This is a genomic window from Microbacterium sp. NPDC077644 (assembly GCF_040702785.1).
Lineage (GTDB): Bacteria > Actinomycetota > Actinomycetes > Actinomycetales > Microbacteriaceae > Microbacterium.
Window position 1 is genome coordinate 1,068,708 of record NZ_JBFBME010000001.1, and the last position, 17,060, is coordinate 1,085,767.

The following is a 17,060-nucleotide window of genomic DNA, read 5'->3' on the forward strand; positions in this document are numbered from 1 at the left end:
TGGGTGCGAATGGGGCGGCCTGTACGCCGGGTTCTGTTCCGGGGCCCCTCTCGGGGCATCCCTTCGACGGCCATCTCTCTCGGCGACACGTTGCCGTGCCGCTCCAGCGGTCTACCCGAGGACTCGGCGAGCCGCGTCATCATCCTCTGTCTGACCTTGCTCCGGACGAGGTTTACCTGGCAGGCCGTGTCACCACGGCCCCCGGTGGTCTCTTACTCCACCCTTTCACCCTTACCCCGCGCGCCGAAGCGCGGAGGCGGTCTGCTCTCTGTGGCACTTTCTCGCGGATCACTCCGGGTGGGCGTTACCCACCGTCCTGCCCTGCGGAGCCCGGACGTTCCTCGGTGCGGTTGCCCGCAACGCGACCGTCCAGCCGCCCCATTCGCACAGCCAGTCTACTTCTCGGCGGTCCGCACGATCTTCAGATCGAGGGGCACATCGATCGGGAAGTCGCCGAACAGACGGCGAGTCGCGACGGCCGCCGCCTCGCGCACGGCGGATGCCGCGGCATCCGCCTGTTCCTGCGGCACATGCAGGATGACCTCGTCGTGCAGGAAGAACGCCAGATGCGCCTGCCGCGCGAACGGCCCGGATGCCGGCACCGGCGACGCCGCATCGGGGAGCTGTCGCAGCCGATGCCGGATCTCGGCGAGCCAGATCAGAGCCCACTCCGCAGCCGTTCCCTGCACGACGAAGTTGCGGGTGAAGCGACCACGATCACGAGCCCTGGCCCGGGCGCGCTTCACGTCGCCGAGAGCCGCGTCGGCCGCCGTGGCCGCGGCCTGCTGAGCCTGCCAGCCGGCATCCGGCCGCGGTGACGACCGACCGAGCCAGGTCGAGACGACGCCGCCGTCCTCGCCGATGCGCGCGGCCTCATCGACACGGTGCATGGCTCGCGGGTAGACCTTGCGCAGCCGCGGCACGAGCCTGCCGCTGTCCCCCGTGGTCGCGCCGTACATAGCGCCGAGCACGGCGTACTTGGCCTCTTCACGGGTGGCGACCGCTCCGGACGCCACGACGCCGGCGTAGAGATCCTGTCCCCGCGCTGCCTCCGCCATCGCACGGTCGGACGACATCGCCGCGAGCATCCGGGGTTCGAGTTGAGCGACATCGGCGACCACGAGCGTCCATTCGGGGTCGGCGCGGACGGCGGGCCGCAGGATGCGCGGCACCTGCAGCGCTCCCCCGCCCGACGACGCCCAGCGACCGGTGACGACGCCGCCGGGGATGTATACGGGGCGAAAGCGTCCGTCGCGCACCCATTCGGCCAGCCACGCCCAGCCGTTCGCGCTCATCAGGCGCGAGAGCTTCTTGTAGGCCAGCAGCGGGGCGATCACCGGATGCGAGATCTCGCCGAGCTCCCACTGGCTCGTCGACTCGACGTTGACGCCGACGCGGTGCAGGGCACGCAGGAGCTTCGGGTGGCTGTCGAGGTGCAGGCCGGGGGCACCGAGATGGAACCGCACCGCCTCGGCGTGCGCGAGCATGTGCGCGGGCATCCCGCCTCCCGCGGGTCGCGCACCGAGAACCTCGGTGAGGATGCGGTCGTGCTCGTCGGCGTCCCAGGGCAGACCCGCCGCACGCATCTCCTCAGCGATGAGGCCACCGGCGGATTCCGCGGCGCACAGCAGCGCGAGCCGGCCCGTCCGATCGGATTCGATCACCCGCACCTGCTCCCGGTACTGCGCCACGAGTTCGGCGATCGGCATCGGCCCGCCTCGCTCATCGGCATCGAACAGGGCCGGCTCCGCCGTGTCCGGCTCGCGCGGGATCCAGTCCTCGGACGGGGCGAGCGGGCGGGCGACGACGTCCGTGTCGCGGAGGATCGCGTGGCACAGCACGAGGTCGTGCGTGCGCGTCAGGCGGACACCGGCCGCGAGCAGTCGCGGGTAGAGGTCGCGTGCGCTGCGGATGACCCATCGCGGACGCCGGAGCTCCTCGACCTCGGCGACCCACCCCGCGGCGTCCGTTGCGGTGAGATCGGTGCTCTCTCCCTCCGCACCGCCCGAGGTCAGGGGCACGGCGACGAAGCCCGTCTCGGTCTGTGCCAGCAGGATCCGCTGATCGGCTGCCGGCTCGCCGCTCACAGCCCGGATTCGTCGGTGCGCACGAGGATCGCGCCGCACTCCGGGCACGAGATCACGGCGTCCGCGGCGGCCTGGCGGATCTCGCCCAGGTGCGTCCCGGAGAGCATCATGCGGCAGCCCTCGCACGTGCCGCGCCGGAGCAGTCCGACGCCGATGCCGCGCGAGGCACGGCGGGTGTACTCGGCCAGGAGATCGGCGGGCACATCCGCCGTCACGGCCTCGCGGTCCCGCGTGAGCTGCTCGATCTCGGTGGTGGCGGCGGCGATCTGCGCCTTGGCCGCCGCGGTGAGCTGCTGTCCCTCGGCGGTGGTCGTGTCGATGAGGGCCTGCTGGGCGGCGACGGCCGCATCGGCCTCCTCGAGGCGTCCCATGACGTCGAGCTCGGAGTCCTCGAGGTCGCTGATGCGGCGCGCGAGGCTGGCGAGCTCGTGCTCGAGCGCCTGCGCGTCCTTCGGATTCGTGGATGCCGCCAGGCGCTCGGTGTCGCGCGTGCGCCGCTGCTCGGTGACCTTGACGTCGGACTCGAGCCTGGTCAGTTCCGTGCGGATGTCTTCGCGGCTGCCGGTGAGGGCTGTCAGCTCGCGCAGCTGCTCCTGACGCTCCTTGGCGAGTTCGTTGATCCTGGCGCCCTGCGCCGGGGTCGTCCGCTGCTTCTCGGCCTGCTCGAGGCGTCGGTCGAGTTCGGCGACGTCGAGGAGGATGCGCTGGTGCTCGGGGCTGGCGTTCACACGTCCAATCTACCGTCCAGGTACAGCCACGTCCTGTTCTCGCGGACGAAGCAGCTCCGCTCGCGCATCGAGCCCGGCGCGCCGTCCTCACGGAAGAACGCTTCGAACTCCACGATCCCCTCCGCGTCGAAAGGACCTCCGGCGACGGTGTCGAGGATGTCGAGCCGTCTCCAGCGCATCTCGGGGTCGAGATCGAGTCCGGCCGGCCTCGTCGAGGGATGCCAGGAGCGCAGCAGATGCTCGGCGTCGCCGGTCGCGAACGCCGTGAAGCGCGAGCGCATCAGGCGTACGGCTGTGGGCGCGGCGATCGCGCCGGACAGGATCGGGCCGCAGCATCCGTCATAGGTGTCACCGGACGTGCAGGGGCAGCGCATGCGTCCATCATGCCCCGTGCGGACATGCCCCGTGCGGACGGGGCCGTACGCTGTGAGGATGACCGCTCTCCCCCTCCGCACCGCGCACAACGGCTTCACCCTTCCGGCGATCGGCCTCGGCACCTACAGGCTCAACGGCGACGCCGGGGCGGCGGCGATCGCGGCCGGCATCGACGCGGGCTACCGTCTGGTCGACTCCGCCTTCAACTACGAGAACGAGGGCACGGTGGGACGCGGCGTCGCGGATGCCGCCACCGATCGTGCCGAGGTGATCGTCACGACGAAGCTGCCAGGGCGCCACCACCCGTCCGAGAAGGCGCGCTGGAGCATCGAGGAGAGCCGCTTCCGTCTCGGCCTGGATGCGACGGACCTGCATCTGATCCACTGGCCGAACCCGATCCAGGACGAGTACGTCCAGGCGTGGGCCGCTCTCGTCGAAGCACAGGAGCGCGGCACCGTGCGCCAGATCGGCGTGTCGAACTTCCTCCCCGAGCACCTCGAGCGCCTCGAGCGCGAGACGGGCGTGCTGCCGGTGGTCAACCAGATCGAGCTGCACCCGTACTTCCCGCAGACCGAGCAGCTGGAGTATCACCGCGAGCACGGCATCATCACCGAGGCGTGGAGTCCGATCGGTCGGGCGAAGGCACTGCTCGACGAGGCGGTGATCGTCGAGGTCGCACGCGCACACGACATCGCCCCCGCTCAGGCAGTCCTCGCCTGGCATGTGGCACGGGGCAGCGTCGCGATCCCGAAGGCGTCGTCACTCGAGCACCAGAAGGCGAACCTCGCCGCGGCATCCGTCGTGCTGGGCGACGCGGAGGTCGAGGCGATCACCGCGCTGGGGCGCCCGGACGGCCGTCTGTTCGACGCGGATCCGCGCACGCACGAGGAGTCCTGAGGATCCGAAGAGGTGGGCCCTGCCGGGATCGAACCGACGACATCCACGGTGTAAACGTGGCGCTCTACCAGCTGAGCTAAAGGCCCTGACCCGTCCAGTCTAGCGGCGCGTCTTCGTGCGCGACGCGAGCGGCGAAGAGGGATAGGCTGAGAACAGCGCGCGTTGTGCGGAGACGACAACACTCCCCCGCGTCGCTTCCCGTTTCCTTGGCAAGACCTGCCAGCTTGACGAAAGGCTCCACGTGACCGTCCACGATCAGGATCCGTACTCCCAGGGCCCCCTCGACAGCGATCCGGAAGAGACCGGCGAATGGCAGCAGTCGCTCGACGAGCTCGTCGACGCGAAGGGCCATGGCCGTGGCCGCGAGATCATGCTCAGCATGCTCAAGCGCTCCAAGGAGCTGCACCTGAACGTCCCGATGGTTCCGACCACGGACTACATCAACACCATCGCATCGGAGAACGAGCCCGAGTTCCCAGGCGATGAGGAGCTCGAGCGCCGCTACCGCCACTGGATCCGCTGGAACGCGGCGATCACGGTGCACCGCGCCCAGCGCCCCGGCATCGGGGTCGGCGGACACATCTCCACGTACGCGTCGGCTGCCTCGCTGTACGAGGTCGGCCACAACCACTTCTTCCGCGGACAGGACCACCCCTCCGGCGGAGACCAGATCTTCTACCAGGGCCACGCGTCCCCCGGCATGTACGCCCGTGCGTTCCTCGAGGGCCGCCTGACCGAGGCTCAGCTCGACGCGTTCCGCCAGGAGAAGTCCGGTGCGCCCAACGGCCTGCCCTCGTACCCGCACCCGCGGATGATGCGTGAGTTCTGGCAGTTCCCGACCGTGTCGATGGGCCTCGGCCCCATCAACGCGATCTACCAGGCGATGACGAACAAGTACCTCGCCAACCGCGGCATCAAGGACGTCGCCGACTCGCACGTGTGGGCATTCCTCGGCGACGGCGAGATGGACGAGGTCGAATCGCGCGGCCAGCTCCAGGTCGCGGCCAACGAGGGCCTGGACAACCTCACCTTCGTGATCAACGCCAACCTGCAGCGCCTGGACGGACCGGTCCGCGGCAACGGCAAGATCATCCAGGAGCTCGAGTCGTACTTCCGCGGCGCGGGCTGGAACGTCATCAAGGTCGTCTGGGGCCGCGAGTGGGACGAACTGCTCGCCCGCGACACCGAGGGCGCGTTGCTGAACCTCATGAACGTCACCCCCGACGGCGACTACCAGACCTACAAGGCCGAGAACGGCGCGTTCGTGCGCGAGAACTTCTTCGGTCGCGACGAGCGCACCGCAGCCCTGGTCAAGGACTACACCGACGACCAGATCTGGAAGCTGCGCCGCGGCGGCCACGACTACCGCAAGGTGTACGCGGCGTACAAGGCCGCGATGGAGCACAAAGGCCAGCCGACGGTCATCCTCGCCAAGACCGTCAAGGGCTACGGCCTCGGTCCGCACTTCGAGGGCCGCAACGCGACCCACCAGATGAAGAAGATGACGCTGGACGACCTCAAGCTCTTCCGCGACACCATGCAGATCCCGATCACGGACGCGCAGCTCGAGGAGAACCCGTACCAGCCGCCGTACTTCCACCCCGGTGCGCAGGACGAGACGATCCAGTACATGCTCGAGCGTCGTCGCGAACTCGGCGGGTTCCTCCCAGAGCGCCGCTCCACGCACGTGGACCTCGCCCTCCCCGAGGACAAGGACTACGCGTTCCCGAAGAAGGGCTCGGGCAACCAGGAGGTCGCCACGACGATGGCGTTCGTCCGGATGCTCAAGGACCTCATGCGGGTCAAGGGCTTCGGCGAGCGGATCGTCCCGGTCATCCCCGACGAGGCGCGCACGTTCGGAATGGACGCGTACTTCCCGACCGCGAAGATCTACAACCCGAACGGCCAGAACTACACGGCCGTCGACCGCGAGCTGCTCCTGGCCTACAAGGAGAGCCCGCAGGGCCAGATCATGCACGTCGGCATCAACGAAGCAGGCGCCACGGCCGCGTTCACCGCGACCGGCACCGCGTACTCCACGCACGGCGAGCCGCTGATCCCGGTCTACATCTTCTACTCGATGTTCGGCTACCAGCGCACCGGCGACGCCTTCTGGGCCGCCGCCGACCAGATGGCCCGCGGCTTCGTGATCGGAGCGACGGCAGGCCGCACGACGCTGACCGGTGAGGGCACGCAGCACGCCGACGGCCACTCGCCGCTGCTCGCATCGACGAACCCGGCGACGATCAGCTACGACCCCGCCTACGGCTACGAGGTCTCGCACATCGTCCAGGCCGGAATCGAGCGGATGTACGGCGGATCGCACCCCGACCCCGACGTCATGTACTACCTCACGGTGTACAACGAGCCCCTCAAGCAGCCGGCGGAGCCCGAGGACGTGGATGTCGACGGCATCCTCAAGGGCATCCACCGCGTCTCCGAGGGCACCGGCGACGGACCCCGCGTGCAGCTGCTCGCGTCCGGTGTCGGCGTGCCGTGGGCGATCGAGGCCCAGGAGCTGCTCCAGAGCGACTGGGGCGTCGTCGCCGACGTCTGGTCCGTCACCAGCTGGAACGAGCTGCGCCGCGACGGCCTCGCCGCCGACGAACACAACTTCCTCCACCCGGAGGAGGAGCCGCAGGTCGCGTACCTGACGCAGAAGCTGCAGTCGGCCGAGGGCCCGTTCATCGCCACGAGCGACTACATGCACGCTGTGCAGGACCAGATCCGTCAGTGGGTTCCGGGCGACTTCTACACGCTCGGCGCCGACGGTTTCGGTTTCGCCGACACGCGTGCGGCCGCCCGTCGCTTCTTCAAGATCGACGGTCCGTCCATGGTCGTCCGCGCCCTGCAGGGTCTGGCCGATCAGGGCAAGGTCGACCGCTCGGTCATCGCTCAGGCGATCGTGAAGTACGACCTGCACAACGTGAACGCCGGCACGAGCGGAAACGCCGGCGGCGAAAGCTGAGCCGGGTGTGACCGCATCGTCTCCGGCGTCGATGGACAAGGCTGCGACGCTCGCCTGGCTCCGACGCATCTCGGGTGATCTCGCGACGGCCACGATCCAGCGCCTCGAGGACACGCTGCCCTGGTACGCCGACATGCCACCGGCCCGCCGCTCCGCGGTCGGGCTGGTGGCTCAGGCCGGCATCACCTCGTTCATCCAGTGGTACGACGACCCGACGTCGACGCCGTGGATCGCCGCCGACATCTTCGCCGCGGCTCCTCGTGAGCTGCTGCGCAGCGTCAGCCTGACCCAGACGCTTCAGCTCATCCGCGTCACCGTCGAGGTGACGGAGGAACGGGTCGCCGGCAAGGGCGAGTACCTGCGCGAGGCGATCCTGCTGTACTCGCGCGATGTGGCCTTCGCCGCCGCCGATGTCTACGCCCGCGCCGCCGAGGCGCGCGGTCTGTGGGATGCCAGGCTCGAGGCCCTCGTCGTCGACTCCATTCTCACCGGCGAGGCCGACGAGGAGCTGCCCAGCCGAATCGCCGCCCTCGGGTGGCACGGTCACGGCGAGGTGTGCGTGCTGGTCGGCACGACTCCCCCGCAGTTCGATGTCGATCACGTCCGCCGCACCGCACGCAAGCTCGCCGTCGACGTCCTCATCGGCGTGCAGGGGTCGCGCCTGGTGCTCGTGCTCGGCCGCGCTCAGGCACCCGGCAAGGAGGATGCGGACGACGAGCTCGCGTTCGACGAGATCGCGACGCGGCTCGAGCCGTCGTTCGGACCCGGATACGTCGTGCTCGGGCCCCCGGTCGCAGCTCTCGTGGATGCCGGCCAGAGCGCCCGCGCGGCGCTCGCCGGATTCGCCGTCGCCCGGGCATGGCGCACGGCGCCACGGCCCGTCGAGGCCGACGATCTGCTGCCGGAGCGCGCTCTCGCCGGCGATCCGCTCGCCAAGCACACGCTGATCGAGCGGATCTACCGTCCGCTCCAGGCCCACTCGACGGACCTCGTCACGACGCTGTGGAGCTATCTCGACAACGGACGATCCCTCGAGGCGACCGCCCGCGAGCTGTTCGTGCACCCGAACACCGTCCGCTACCGCCTCAAGCGCGTCAGCGAGGTGATCGGCTGGGATGCCACGGGACCCCGCGAGGCGCTGATCCTGCAGACCGCGCTCATCCTCGGATCGATCGGAACCGCCGACACCGTCCGGCGCCGGCCGGCGGCCCGCCGGACGCGCTGATCGCGACGATGTACGCCACGCACAAACGAATCCACGAATCTTGTGAGGGTGCATCCACCGTTTCGGGCTGATCGTTGGCAGACTGGGGAGGTGATTGTCGCCGCCTGCCCCGGACAGGGCTCTCAGACCCCCGGCTTCCTGACACCCTGGCTCGAGCTCGACGGCGTCGAGGAGAGCCTCCGCCGCTACTCCGAAGCCGCCGATGTCGACCTGATCCTGCACGGCACCGAATCGGACGCTGACACGATCCGCGACACGCGCATCGCTCAGCCCCTCATCGTCGCAGCATCGCTGATCGCGCTGCAGGCCGTCGTCGATCGAGCCGGCCGCACCGCGGACGGGATCGCCGGGCACTCGGTCGGCGAGCTCGCCGCCGTCGTCGGCGCGGGCGTCATCCCGGCCGAGGAGACCATGCGTCTCGTCGGCATCCGCGGCCGGGCGATGGCGGATGCCGCAGCCCAGACCCCGACCGGCATGTCGGCGGTCCTGGGAGGCGACGAGCAGGCGGTCCTCGACCGGCTCGCCGAACTCGACCTGACACCTGCGAACTACAACGGCGGCGGACAGATCGTCGCCGCAGGTTCGTTGCCGGCTCTGGCCTCCCTCGCGGAGGAGCCTGTCAAGGGCACCCGCGTCATCCCGCTCCAGGTCGCCGGCGCGTTCCACACCTCGTACATGGCGTCCGCCGTCGAGGCGCTCCGCGACGCGGTCGCCGGGACCACGCCCTCCGACCCCGGAGTCACGCTCTGGACGAACCGCGACGGCTCCGTCGTCGCATCCGGCGCACAGGCTCTCGAGTTCATCGTCGAACAGGTCTCCTCCCCTGTCCGCTGGGATCTCTGCATGGCCTCCTTCGCGGATGCCGGCATCTCCGGCATGATCGAACTCGCACCTGCGGGCGCCCTCGCGGGCCTCGCGAAGCGCGGACTGCGCGGCACGCCCGTCGTCGCCGTGAAGACCCCCGATGACCTCGATGCGGCCGCAGCGCTGCTGAACGGAGCCGCAGCATGACCCCCGCACTCAAGCAGACGAGCGGCCCGCAGTACACGCGCATCCTGTCCTACGGCGCCGCGCGCGGCGAGATCGCCGTTCCCAACGAGGACCTCATCGGCCCTATCGACTCGAGCGACGAGTGGATCCGTCAGCGCACGGGCATCGTGACGCGCACGCGCGCCGTCAAGGAGACCGACGCCATCGACCTCGCAGCCATCGCGGCCGCCGAGGCGATCGAGAAGTCCGGAGTCGCGGCATCCGACGTCGATCTCGTCATCGTCGCCACCATCAGCAACCCGAAGCAGTCTCCGTCCGTCTCGGCGATCGTCGCCGACCGCGTCGGCGCGAACCCCGCAGCGGCATACGACGTCAACGCCGCGTGCGCGGGCTACGCCTACGCGATCGCGCAGGCCGACGCGCTGATCCGCGCCGGTGCCGCCAAGCATGCTCTCGTCATCGGCACGGAGAAGCTCTCCGACATCGTCGACCCTGCCGACCGCAGCATATCGTTCCTGCTCGGCGACGGTGCAGGCGCCGCCCTCATCGGTCCCAGCGACACGCCCGGCATCGCGCCGGCCGTCTGGGGCTCCGACGGGTCGAAGGCGGATGCCGTCGGCATGAACCACACTCTGACCGACTACCGCGACGGCGACGGCGACGTGCCGTGGCCGACCCTGCGCCAGGAGGGTCCCACGGTCTTCCGCTGGGCCGTGTGGGAGATGGCCAAGGTCGCCCGTGAGGCGCTTGAGGCCGCCGGCGTCGAGGCTGCGGACCTCGCGGCGTTCATTCCGCACCAGGCGAACATGCGCATCATCGACGAGTTCGCCAAGCAGCTGAAGCTCCCCGAGACGACGGTGATCGCCCGCGACATCGAGACGACCGGCAACACGTCGGCCGCCTCGATCCCGCTCGCCAGCCATCGGCTGATGGCCGAGCACCCCGAACTGTCCGGCGGTCTCGCCCTGCAGATCGGATTCGGCGCCGGACTCGTCTTCGCCGCTCAGGTCGTCGTCCTCCCCTGAACTCCGCATGCCGTTCCCTAGACTGGGCACGGTTCCGAACCCAACCGCAAGAAAGAGGAAATCCACATGGCTTTCACCAACGATGAGGTCCTCGCCGGCCTCGCCGAGCTCGTGACCGACGAAACCGGCATCGACAGCTCCGAGGTCGCGCTCGAGAAGTCCTTCACGGACGACCTGGACATCGACTCGATCTCCATGATGACGATCGTCGTCAACGCCGAGGAGAAGTTCGGCGTCACGATCCCGGACGACGAGGTCAAGAACCTCAAGACCGTCAAGGACGCGGTCGACTTCATCGTCGCCGGCCAGGAGTAACACCTGACGGATGCCACCCCCGTACCCGCGGGGCGTGGCATCCTCCTGCCCCCTCACCTAAGGAACCACACGCACATGACCAAGCGCATCGTCGTCACGGGCATCGGCGCCACCTCCGCCATCGGCGGCACCGCGCCGGAGAACTGGACCAACCTGCTCGCCGGAGTCTCCGGTGGCCGCTCGCTGGAGCACGACTGGGTCGCCGAATACGACCTCCCCGTCACGTTCGCCGCCGAGGCCATCGTCCGCCCGGAGACGGTGCTGGCCCGCCCGCAGGCGAAGCGTCTGGATCCGTCGTCGCAGTTCGCGATGGTCGCGGCCATGGAGGCCTGGGAGGACGCTGGCTCCCCCGACGTCGACCCGGAGCGCCTGGGCATCGACTTCGCGACGGGCATCGGCGGCGTGTGGACCCTGCTGGACGCGTGGGACACGCTCCGCGAGAAGGGACCGCGTCGCGTCATGCCGATGACGGTGCCCATGCTCATGCCGAACGCGGCAGCGGGCAACCTCTCGCTGCACTTCCAGGCGCGCGCGTTCGCTCGGACGGTCGCGTCGGCCTGCGCCTCGAGCACGGAATCGCTCGTGAACGCCTACGAGCACCTTCAGGCCGGACTCGCCGACGTCGTCATCGCCGGTGGCACCGAGTCGGCCATCCACCCCATCACGGTGGCTTCCTTCGCGTCCATGCAGGCGCTGTCGCGTCGCAACGACGACCCGGCCACCGCGTCGCGCCCCTACTCCGTCGATCGCGACGGGTTCGTCATGGGCGAGGGCGCCGGAGTGCTCATCCTCGAGACCGAAGAGCATGCCAAGGCGCGCGGCGCGAAGATTTACGCCGAACTCGTCGGCGGCGGCGTCACCGCCGATTCCTACCACATCACCGCGAACGACCCGGAGGGCCGCGGCGCCGAGCGCGCCGTGCGCCTGGCACTCGAGGTCGCCGGCCGCACTCCCGACGAGATCACCCACGTCAACGCGCATGCGACCTCGACCCCGGTCGGCGACCCGAGCGAGTACATCGCGCTGAAGAACGTGATCGGCGACCGCGTGCACGAGATCCCGGTGTCTGCCACCAAGGCGTCGACGGGCCACCTGCTCGGCGGCACGGGCGCTCTGGAGGCGATCTACACGATCCTCGCCATCCGCGACCGCGTCGCTCCCCCGACGATCAACATCACCACGCAGGACCCCGAGATCCCGCTGCGGGTCTCCGGCGATGCGCAGCCGCTCGGCGACGGACCCCAGCTCGCGATCAGCAACTCCTTCGGCTTCGGCGGCCACAACGCCGTGGCGGCGTTCACGGACTACGAAGGCTGATGGACGCGGTCCCCGCGCACGCCGCCTTCTGGGAGGAACTGCGGCGGGGTCGTCCCGACCTGCCCGAACCCGTCCCCGAGGCATGGGCGTTCGGTGCGACCCCTGAGCACGCCGACGGTCTCCTCGAGCTCGTCCTCGCCGGAACGAAGACCGGGACGGCATCGTCGATCTGGGACTACGAGGCCACCGGGGATCCCCTGCCCGTCGTTGGCGAGTTCAGCATCATCCTCGACGGCTCTGGTGTTCCGCGTGCCGTGATCGAGACGACCCATCTGCAGACCGTGCCGTTCGACCGGGTGACCGAGGAGCACGCACACGCCGAAGGGGAAGGCGATCGGACGCTGCGGCACTGGCGCGCGGTCCACGAGCGCTTCTGGCGCGAGCACTCCGAGAACCCGCGCGGTTTCGAACCGGACATGCCGGTTCTCTGCGAGCGATTCCGGCTGGTTCATCCGAACTGATGGCGGGGCGCGGGCCGAACTGATGGCGGGGCGCGGGATTCGCGTTCTCAGCCGCCGGGATGAACACCGGCCGCCGATACTTGCGCCTCCCTGCGCCCCGAGCTGTGCGTCAGCCGACCTTGTGCAGCCAGACGACGCTGGCGTCGTCGCTGGCGTGGCGGAACGGCTCGAGCTCCTCGTCCCATGCGGAGCCGAGGGCGACGTCGAGTTCGCGCTGCAGTTCGATCGCGCTGCCCGCTGCGATCTCCATCGCGTAGCGGATGCGGTCCTCACCGACGACGATGTTGCCTGCGGCGTCGGTCTGCGCGTAGTGGATGCCGAGATCAGGCGTGTGCAGCCAGCGCCCGCCGTCGCTTCGGGGCGTGGGGTCCTCGGTGACCTCGAACCGGAGGTGCTCCCAGCCGCGGATCGCGGTCGCGAGAGCGGCGCCGGTGCCGACCGGGCCGTCCCAGTAGAACTCGGCCCGACGAGAGCCCTCGAGCACGGGCTGTTCAGCCCAGTCGAAGTTCACCGCACGACCGATAGCGCGTCCGACCGCCCATTCCAGGTGCGGGCAGAGCGCGCGAGGTGCGGAGTGGATGAACACCACTCCGCGTGCGTATGCCGTCGCCATGATCTCTCCGTTTCATCAGGTGCGTCTTCCCCTACGACCTGATCCACGAGAGCGGCGTTTCTGTGCGGTTATACGGCGATTATGACGCAGAAACCGCCGAATCACAAGCGTGTGATTCGGCGGTTCCGTGTCGTTCCCTGAGCCTGTCGAAGGGGTCAGGCCTCGCTCATGGCGAGCTTGGCCTGCTGGCCCTTCGCCGCGTAGTACGCGGCGCGTGCGGCATCCTTGCGTGCCTGCTCGGCGTAGCCGGCCTCGAGGACGTCCTGCGGGACCTCGACGTTCCTGACGTCATCGGTGCCGTTGTACTTCTCGATGTAGGCGTCCAGCTCGGGGCCCGAGGTCCACGAGGTGATCAGGCAGTAGCGCGGCTCGGTGCCGACGTGCGTGGCGGCGTGCCACAGACGCTGCGTGTCGACGATCAGCTGAGCGCCGGCGGGCAGAGCGATGCGGTACTCGATGCTCGGGTCGGTGCGGTTCTCACGGAGGACGAAGAAGCTGTCCTTGTCATCGGTGAGGTTGAAGAACCCGCGGACGACCCAGCCGGTGCCGTCGGGGTTCAGACGGTTGTTGTCGTCCTGGTGGAGGTTGTAGAGGCACTCGCCGTACGGCGTCGGCTGCAGCTCGATGACGCGGCAGCGACCGACGTTGGCGCCGGGCTCCTGCGCGCGACGGGTGAGGTTGGGCGCCTTCTCGGTCTGCGAGGGGATCCAGACGCCGTCCTTGTCGGTGCGCGGCGGCTTGTGGTTCCAGAAGCCGTTGCACTCGATGTCGCCCTTGGCGCTGGCCAGCGGCGCGAAGCGGGTGTCACCGGAGGACTTCCAGTCGTTGTACTCGATGTCGAGCCATTCCTGGGGGTCGAGCTCCTGGTTGTAGCTGTCGAGGACGACGAAGCCCTTGTCCTCGAGCGCTGCGGACTTGATGTATCCCATGATCGAGTCATGTCCTTTCATCGGGGGCCAGCACGTTTTAACAGGCCCTGATAAGGCAAGCCTAACAGCGGGCTCCTGCGGCGCCCCTGGACACGGCCGTGAAAATCCGCCGCCGATTAGACTCGTTCACGGCGGAGCGTCCGCAGCCGCCGATGTGAGGAGCTGAAGCGAACAACATGGCAACCGCCACGAATGTCGAAGCGAACGCGGTGAACACCATCGATTGGCTCTCCGCTCCCGGCACCACGATCGTCGTGCCGGTGTACCAGCGCCAGTACCGCTGGGACATCGGCGGATGCGAGCGGCTGCTCGCCGACATCCGCGCCGTGGCAGGGGCAGGAGATTCGCATCGCCACTTCATCGGCTCGATCCTCTCGGCCGCGGACGACGCCGAAAGCGACCTCATCCTCATCGACGGGCAGCAGCGCCTCACGACGATCATGCTGCTGGTCGCAGCCCTCCGCCACACGGTGCGGGACTCCGATCCGACGATGGCAACTGAGCTGGAGCGCGTGCTCGTGCGCGCCGATGACGGCACCCGCACCAAACTGCGACCGCATGATGCCTGGGCCGATCTGTACGAGTCGGTCGTCCTCGACCGCCGGGACGACACCGAGCGGGAGTCCCGTTTCGACGACAACTACGCGTTCTTCCGCAGCCAGGTGCACGCGGACGAAGCGCCGGATATCTGGCGCGGTCTGCAGCGGCTCGAGCACGTCTCGATCACCCTGGGCGCTCAGGCGAACGCGCAGCAGATCTTCGAGAGCCTGAACTCCACCGGCGAGCCGCTGCGCGATCACGAGCTGATCCACAACTACGTCCTCATGGGGCTCACGCACGCGGAGCAGCTCGATGTCGAGGAGCGCTTCTGGCTGCCGATCGAACACCACACCGGCGAGATGATCGGCGCCTTCTGGCGGCACTACCTCGTCATGACGACCGGCCGTGAGGTGTCGGCGGACGGCGAGCACGGCGTGTATGCGGCGTTTCGGCGCTCGTTCCCGAGCGTCGACGTCGCGCATCTGCAGGCGGATGCCGAAGTCTGGCGCCACTACGCCGAGATCTACGGCATCCTGCTCGATCCCTCGCGCGAGAAGGACGAGGAGATCCGCCGGCAGCTCGGGTACATCAACACGTTCGGACGCGCCGCCTACCCCCTCGCGATGAGCGCGTACAGCGACCACGCCCGGGGGCTCATCGCTCGCGAGGAGCTCATCGAGACGCTCGAGTGGACGCAGGCGCTCTACCTGCGCCGAGCGCTCGTCGGGCTGCCGCCCGAGCGCCTGATCGCCCGCCTCTGCCGCGCGCGCGCTGAGGGTCGCGACGCCTTGATGCGCGCCTTCGCGCGCATCACCCCCTCGGACGAGCGCGTGAGTGCGGTGCTCAAGTACGTCGAGCTGCCGCACGCGGCGTACGTGCTCGGGCGCCTCGAGGGCGTCGATGACACTTCCGAGGTCGACATCGAGCACATCGTCCCCCTGATGCCGAGTGAGGCGTGGTCCGGAGACGGCAAGCGCCGGTGGAGCGAGTACTCCGAGGACGAGCAGAACAGTCATCGCGCTCTGGCGCCGACGCTCGGGAACCTGACCCTGCTCGAACAGGGCCTCACCGAGCGCGTGTTCGGGGCGTCGTTCGCCGACAAGCAGCGCGACGCCTATGCCCGCAGCTCCGTCGACGAGACGCGCTCTCTTGCCGATGCGGCCGGTTGGGGCACAGCGGCGATCACGGAGCGCACGGTGCGGCTCGCGGCATCCCTCCTGCGGATCTGGGCGCGCCCCGCGCTGCCCGAGATCGACGACGACGGCCTGACGCCCGTCCTGGATGCCGTACGCCGACGCGGGTGGCCCGCCGGATGGGACCGCGAATTCGACTACGTCGAGTACCGGGGCGAGCACTGGGAGATCAAAGACGTCCGCGCGCTGTTCAATCGCGTCTTCCGCCGGGCCTGGACGGACGATCGGGACTCGGCTCTGGCCTACAGCGCTGCTCACGGCGGGCCGATCTACGCCGGCACGGCATGGAAGGGCCACTGGGATGCGCTCGACGAGACGCACTTCCTCTACATGGGGTGGGACTCGAACTACATGATGAACGCGCTGCAGGGTGTTCTCGAGGAATCCGGGATCGCCGCCGAGGTGTTCGTCAAGTACTCCTATATCGGGAACGTGATGTGATGCGGCAGGATGCTCCTATGGACCTGGAGTTCGCCGACCTCGCCCTCGGCTGGGACGAGGACGTGCCCGTGGAGTGCGAGTGCGATCACGGCGATGAAGAGGCGTACGCTCCGTGCGGGCGCCGGGCGAAGTGGCGCGTGACGATCGACTGCACGTGCGGCGAGGACCATCCGCGCACGGTCGAGCTGCTGTGCACCAAGTGCCTGCGCACCGCGCGCAAGGACCTCGGGAACGAGGCCATCACGGCGCGGCCGCTGTAGCGGACGTTCGGTAGGGCGGGTGGGACTTGAACCCACGATCGTCGGGTTATGAGCCCGCTGCCTTGACCAGCTTGGCCACCGCCCCTAGCGGATCCACTCTATCCGAGCGGTGCGGCCTGCTCGTGCGTCCGCAGGTGCTCATGGTAGATCTCGGCGTTGCGGAAGAGATCGGCCCGCTCATCCTCGCTCAGCTCCCGCCTGACCTTCGCCGGCACGCCGGCGACGAGCGAGCCGTCGGGGATCTCGGTGCCGCCCAGGACGACGGCCCCGCCGGCGATCAGGCATCCGCTGCCGATGACCGCGCCGCTGAGGACGACCGACCCCATTCCGATGAGGGACCCGTCTCCGATCGTGCAGCCGTGCACGACCGCGTTGTGCCCGATCGAGACGTTCTCGCCGATCACGACGCCGTGGCCGCTGTCGACGTGCACCGAGACATTGTCCTGGACGTTGCTCCCCCGCCCGACGACGATGCCCGCCGAATCGCCACGGAGGACGGCGTTGTACCAGACGCTGGAACCGGCCTCGAGTGCGACCTCGCCGACGATGCGCGCTCCGTCTGCGACGAACGCGTCATCCGCGACCTTCGGAGTCCTGCCGGACAATGCGAGTACGGATGCCGACGACGAGATGCTCATGAGGTGAGACTACCCTGACTTCCGCGTGATTCCGGGGATTTTCGGGCCGATAAGCCGA

Annotated in this window: 16 protein-coding genes, 2 tRNA genes and 1 other RNA gene; 10 read left to right on the plus strand and 9 right to left on the minus strand. The window is 69.0% G+C overall.

The window, feature by feature from the left end; genetic code table 11:
• Nucleotides 1-6 precede the first annotated feature (6 nt).
• The 4 genes from rnpB to AB0269_RS05155 form a co-directional block, all read right to left on the minus strand.
• An RNA gene (gene rnpB, locus AB0269_RS05140) (RNase P RNA component class A) lies at nucleotides 7-381 on the minus strand.
• A 14-nt stretch (nucleotides 382-395) separates the two neighbouring features.
• Nucleotides 396-2,087, minus strand: coding sequence for a bifunctional 3'-5' exonuclease/DNA polymerase (locus AB0269_RS05145; RefSeq protein ID WP_366210169.1), 1,692 nt, complete (start codon nucleotides 2,085-2,087; stop codon nucleotides 396-398).
• A complete protein-coding gene (locus AB0269_RS05150; protein ID WP_366210170.1) occupies nucleotides 2,084-2,815 on the minus strand; it encodes a C4-type zinc ribbon domain-containing protein in 732 nt (243 codons plus the stop codon). Before AB0269_RS05150 ends, AB0269_RS05145 begins: the two co-directional genes overlap by 4 nt.
• Complete coding sequence (locus AB0269_RS05155; RefSeq protein ID WP_366210171.1) at nucleotides 2,812-3,189, minus strand: YchJ family metal-binding protein; 378 nt, start codon at nucleotides 3,187-3,189, stop codon at nucleotides 2,812-2,814. Before AB0269_RS05155 ends, AB0269_RS05150 begins: the two co-directional genes overlap by 4 nt.
• A 58-nt stretch (nucleotides 3,190-3,247) precedes the next feature.
• Between AB0269_RS05155 and AB0269_RS05160 the strand changes: the two genes are divergently transcribed.
• Entirely contained in the window at nucleotides 3,248-4,087 is an 840-nt protein-coding gene (locus AB0269_RS05160) for an aldo/keto reductase (RefSeq protein WP_366210172.1), read from the plus strand.
• A 13-nt stretch (nucleotides 4,088-4,100) separates the two neighbouring features.
• On the opposite strand, the gene AB0269_RS05165 is transcribed toward AB0269_RS05160, so the two are convergent.
• A tRNA-Val gene (locus AB0269_RS05165) sits at nucleotides 4,101-4,173 on the minus strand.
• 155 nt (nucleotides 4,174-4,328) lie between these two features.
• On the opposite strand from AB0269_RS05165, the gene aceE reads away from it, so the two are divergent.
• From aceE to AB0269_RS05200, 7 genes are all read left to right on the plus strand, one after another.
• Entirely contained in the window at nucleotides 4,329-7,055 is a 2,727-nt protein-coding gene (gene aceE / locus AB0269_RS05170) for a pyruvate dehydrogenase (acetyl-transferring), homodimeric type (protein WP_366210173.1), read from the plus strand.
• 31 nt (nucleotides 7,056-7,086) lie between these two features.
• Nucleotides 7,087-8,280, plus strand: a complete 1,194-nt coding sequence (locus AB0269_RS05175) for a helix-turn-helix domain-containing protein (protein ID WP_366210508.1) — start codon at nucleotides 7,087-7,089, stop codon at nucleotides 8,278-8,280.
• A 90-nt stretch (nucleotides 8,281-8,370) separates the two neighbouring features.
• Entirely contained in the window at nucleotides 8,371-9,291 is a 921-nt protein-coding gene (locus tag AB0269_RS05180) for an ACP S-malonyltransferase (RefSeq protein WP_366210174.1), read from the plus strand.
• Nucleotides 9,288-10,295 carry a beta-ketoacyl-ACP synthase III gene (locus tag AB0269_RS05185; protein WP_366210175.1) on the plus strand — a complete coding sequence of 336 codons (1,008 nt, stop codon included), beginning with the start codon at nucleotides 9,288-9,290 and terminating at the stop codon, nucleotides 10,293-10,295. Before AB0269_RS05180 ends, AB0269_RS05185 begins: the two co-directional genes overlap by 4 nt.
• A gap of 66 nt (nucleotides 10,296-10,361) precedes the next feature.
• Nucleotides 10,362-10,610 carry an acyl carrier protein gene (locus AB0269_RS05190; protein ID WP_175986183.1) on the plus strand — a complete coding sequence of 83 codons (249 nt, stop codon included), beginning with the start codon at nucleotides 10,362-10,364 and terminating at the stop codon, nucleotides 10,608-10,610.
• 75 nt (nucleotides 10,611-10,685) lie between these two features.
• On the plus strand, nucleotides 10,686-11,927 hold the full coding sequence (locus tag AB0269_RS05195; protein WP_366210176.1) for a beta-ketoacyl-[acyl-carrier-protein] synthase family protein: 1,242 nt from the start codon (nucleotides 10,686-10,688) through the stop codon (nucleotides 11,925-11,927).
• Nucleotides 11,927-12,388, plus strand: coding sequence for an ASCH domain-containing protein (locus tag AB0269_RS05200; RefSeq protein ID WP_366210177.1), 462 nt, complete (start codon nucleotides 11,927-11,929; stop codon nucleotides 12,386-12,388). The genes AB0269_RS05195 and AB0269_RS05200 overlap by 1 nt, the downstream gene beginning before the upstream one ends.
• 109 nt (nucleotides 12,389-12,497) lie before the next feature.
• On the opposite strand, the gene AB0269_RS05205 is transcribed toward AB0269_RS05200, so the two are convergent.
• Together AB0269_RS05205 and AB0269_RS05210 are read right to left on the minus strand one after the other, a co-directional pair.
• Nucleotides 12,498-13,001 carry a DUF3145 domain-containing protein gene (locus tag AB0269_RS05205; RefSeq protein ID WP_366210178.1) on the minus strand — a complete coding sequence of 168 codons (504 nt, stop codon included), beginning with the start codon at nucleotides 12,999-13,001 and terminating at the stop codon, nucleotides 12,498-12,500.
• A 155-nt stretch (nucleotides 13,002-13,156) separates the two neighbouring features.
• Entirely contained in the window at nucleotides 13,157-13,930 is a 774-nt protein-coding gene (locus AB0269_RS05210; protein ID WP_366210179.1) for a hypothetical protein, read from the minus strand.
• A gap of 176 nt (nucleotides 13,931-14,106) precedes the next feature.
• Here AB0269_RS05210 and AB0269_RS05215 point away from each other — a divergent pair, with 176 nt between their 5' ends.
• On the plus strand, nucleotides 14,107-16,104 hold the full coding sequence (locus tag AB0269_RS05215; protein ID WP_366210180.1) for a DUF262 domain-containing protein: 1,998 nt from the start codon (nucleotides 14,107-14,109) through the stop codon (nucleotides 16,102-16,104).
• 17 nt (nucleotides 16,105-16,121) lie between these two features.
• A complete protein-coding gene (locus AB0269_RS05220; RefSeq protein ID WP_175986177.1) occupies nucleotides 16,122-16,364 on the plus strand; it encodes a hypothetical protein in 243 nt (80 codons plus the stop codon).
• Between the two features lie 11 nt (nucleotides 16,365-16,375).
• On the opposite strand, the gene AB0269_RS05225 is transcribed toward AB0269_RS05220, so the two are convergent.
• Both AB0269_RS05225 and AB0269_RS05230 read right to left on the minus strand, forming a co-directional pair.
• Nucleotides 16,376-16,449 (minus strand) — tRNA-Ile (locus AB0269_RS05225).
• A gap of 13 nt (nucleotides 16,450-16,462) precedes the next feature.
• Entirely contained in the window at nucleotides 16,463-17,002 is a 540-nt protein-coding gene (locus tag AB0269_RS05230) for a gamma carbonic anhydrase family protein (protein ID WP_366210181.1), read from the minus strand.
• Nucleotides 17,003-17,060: the final 58 nt, after the last annotated feature.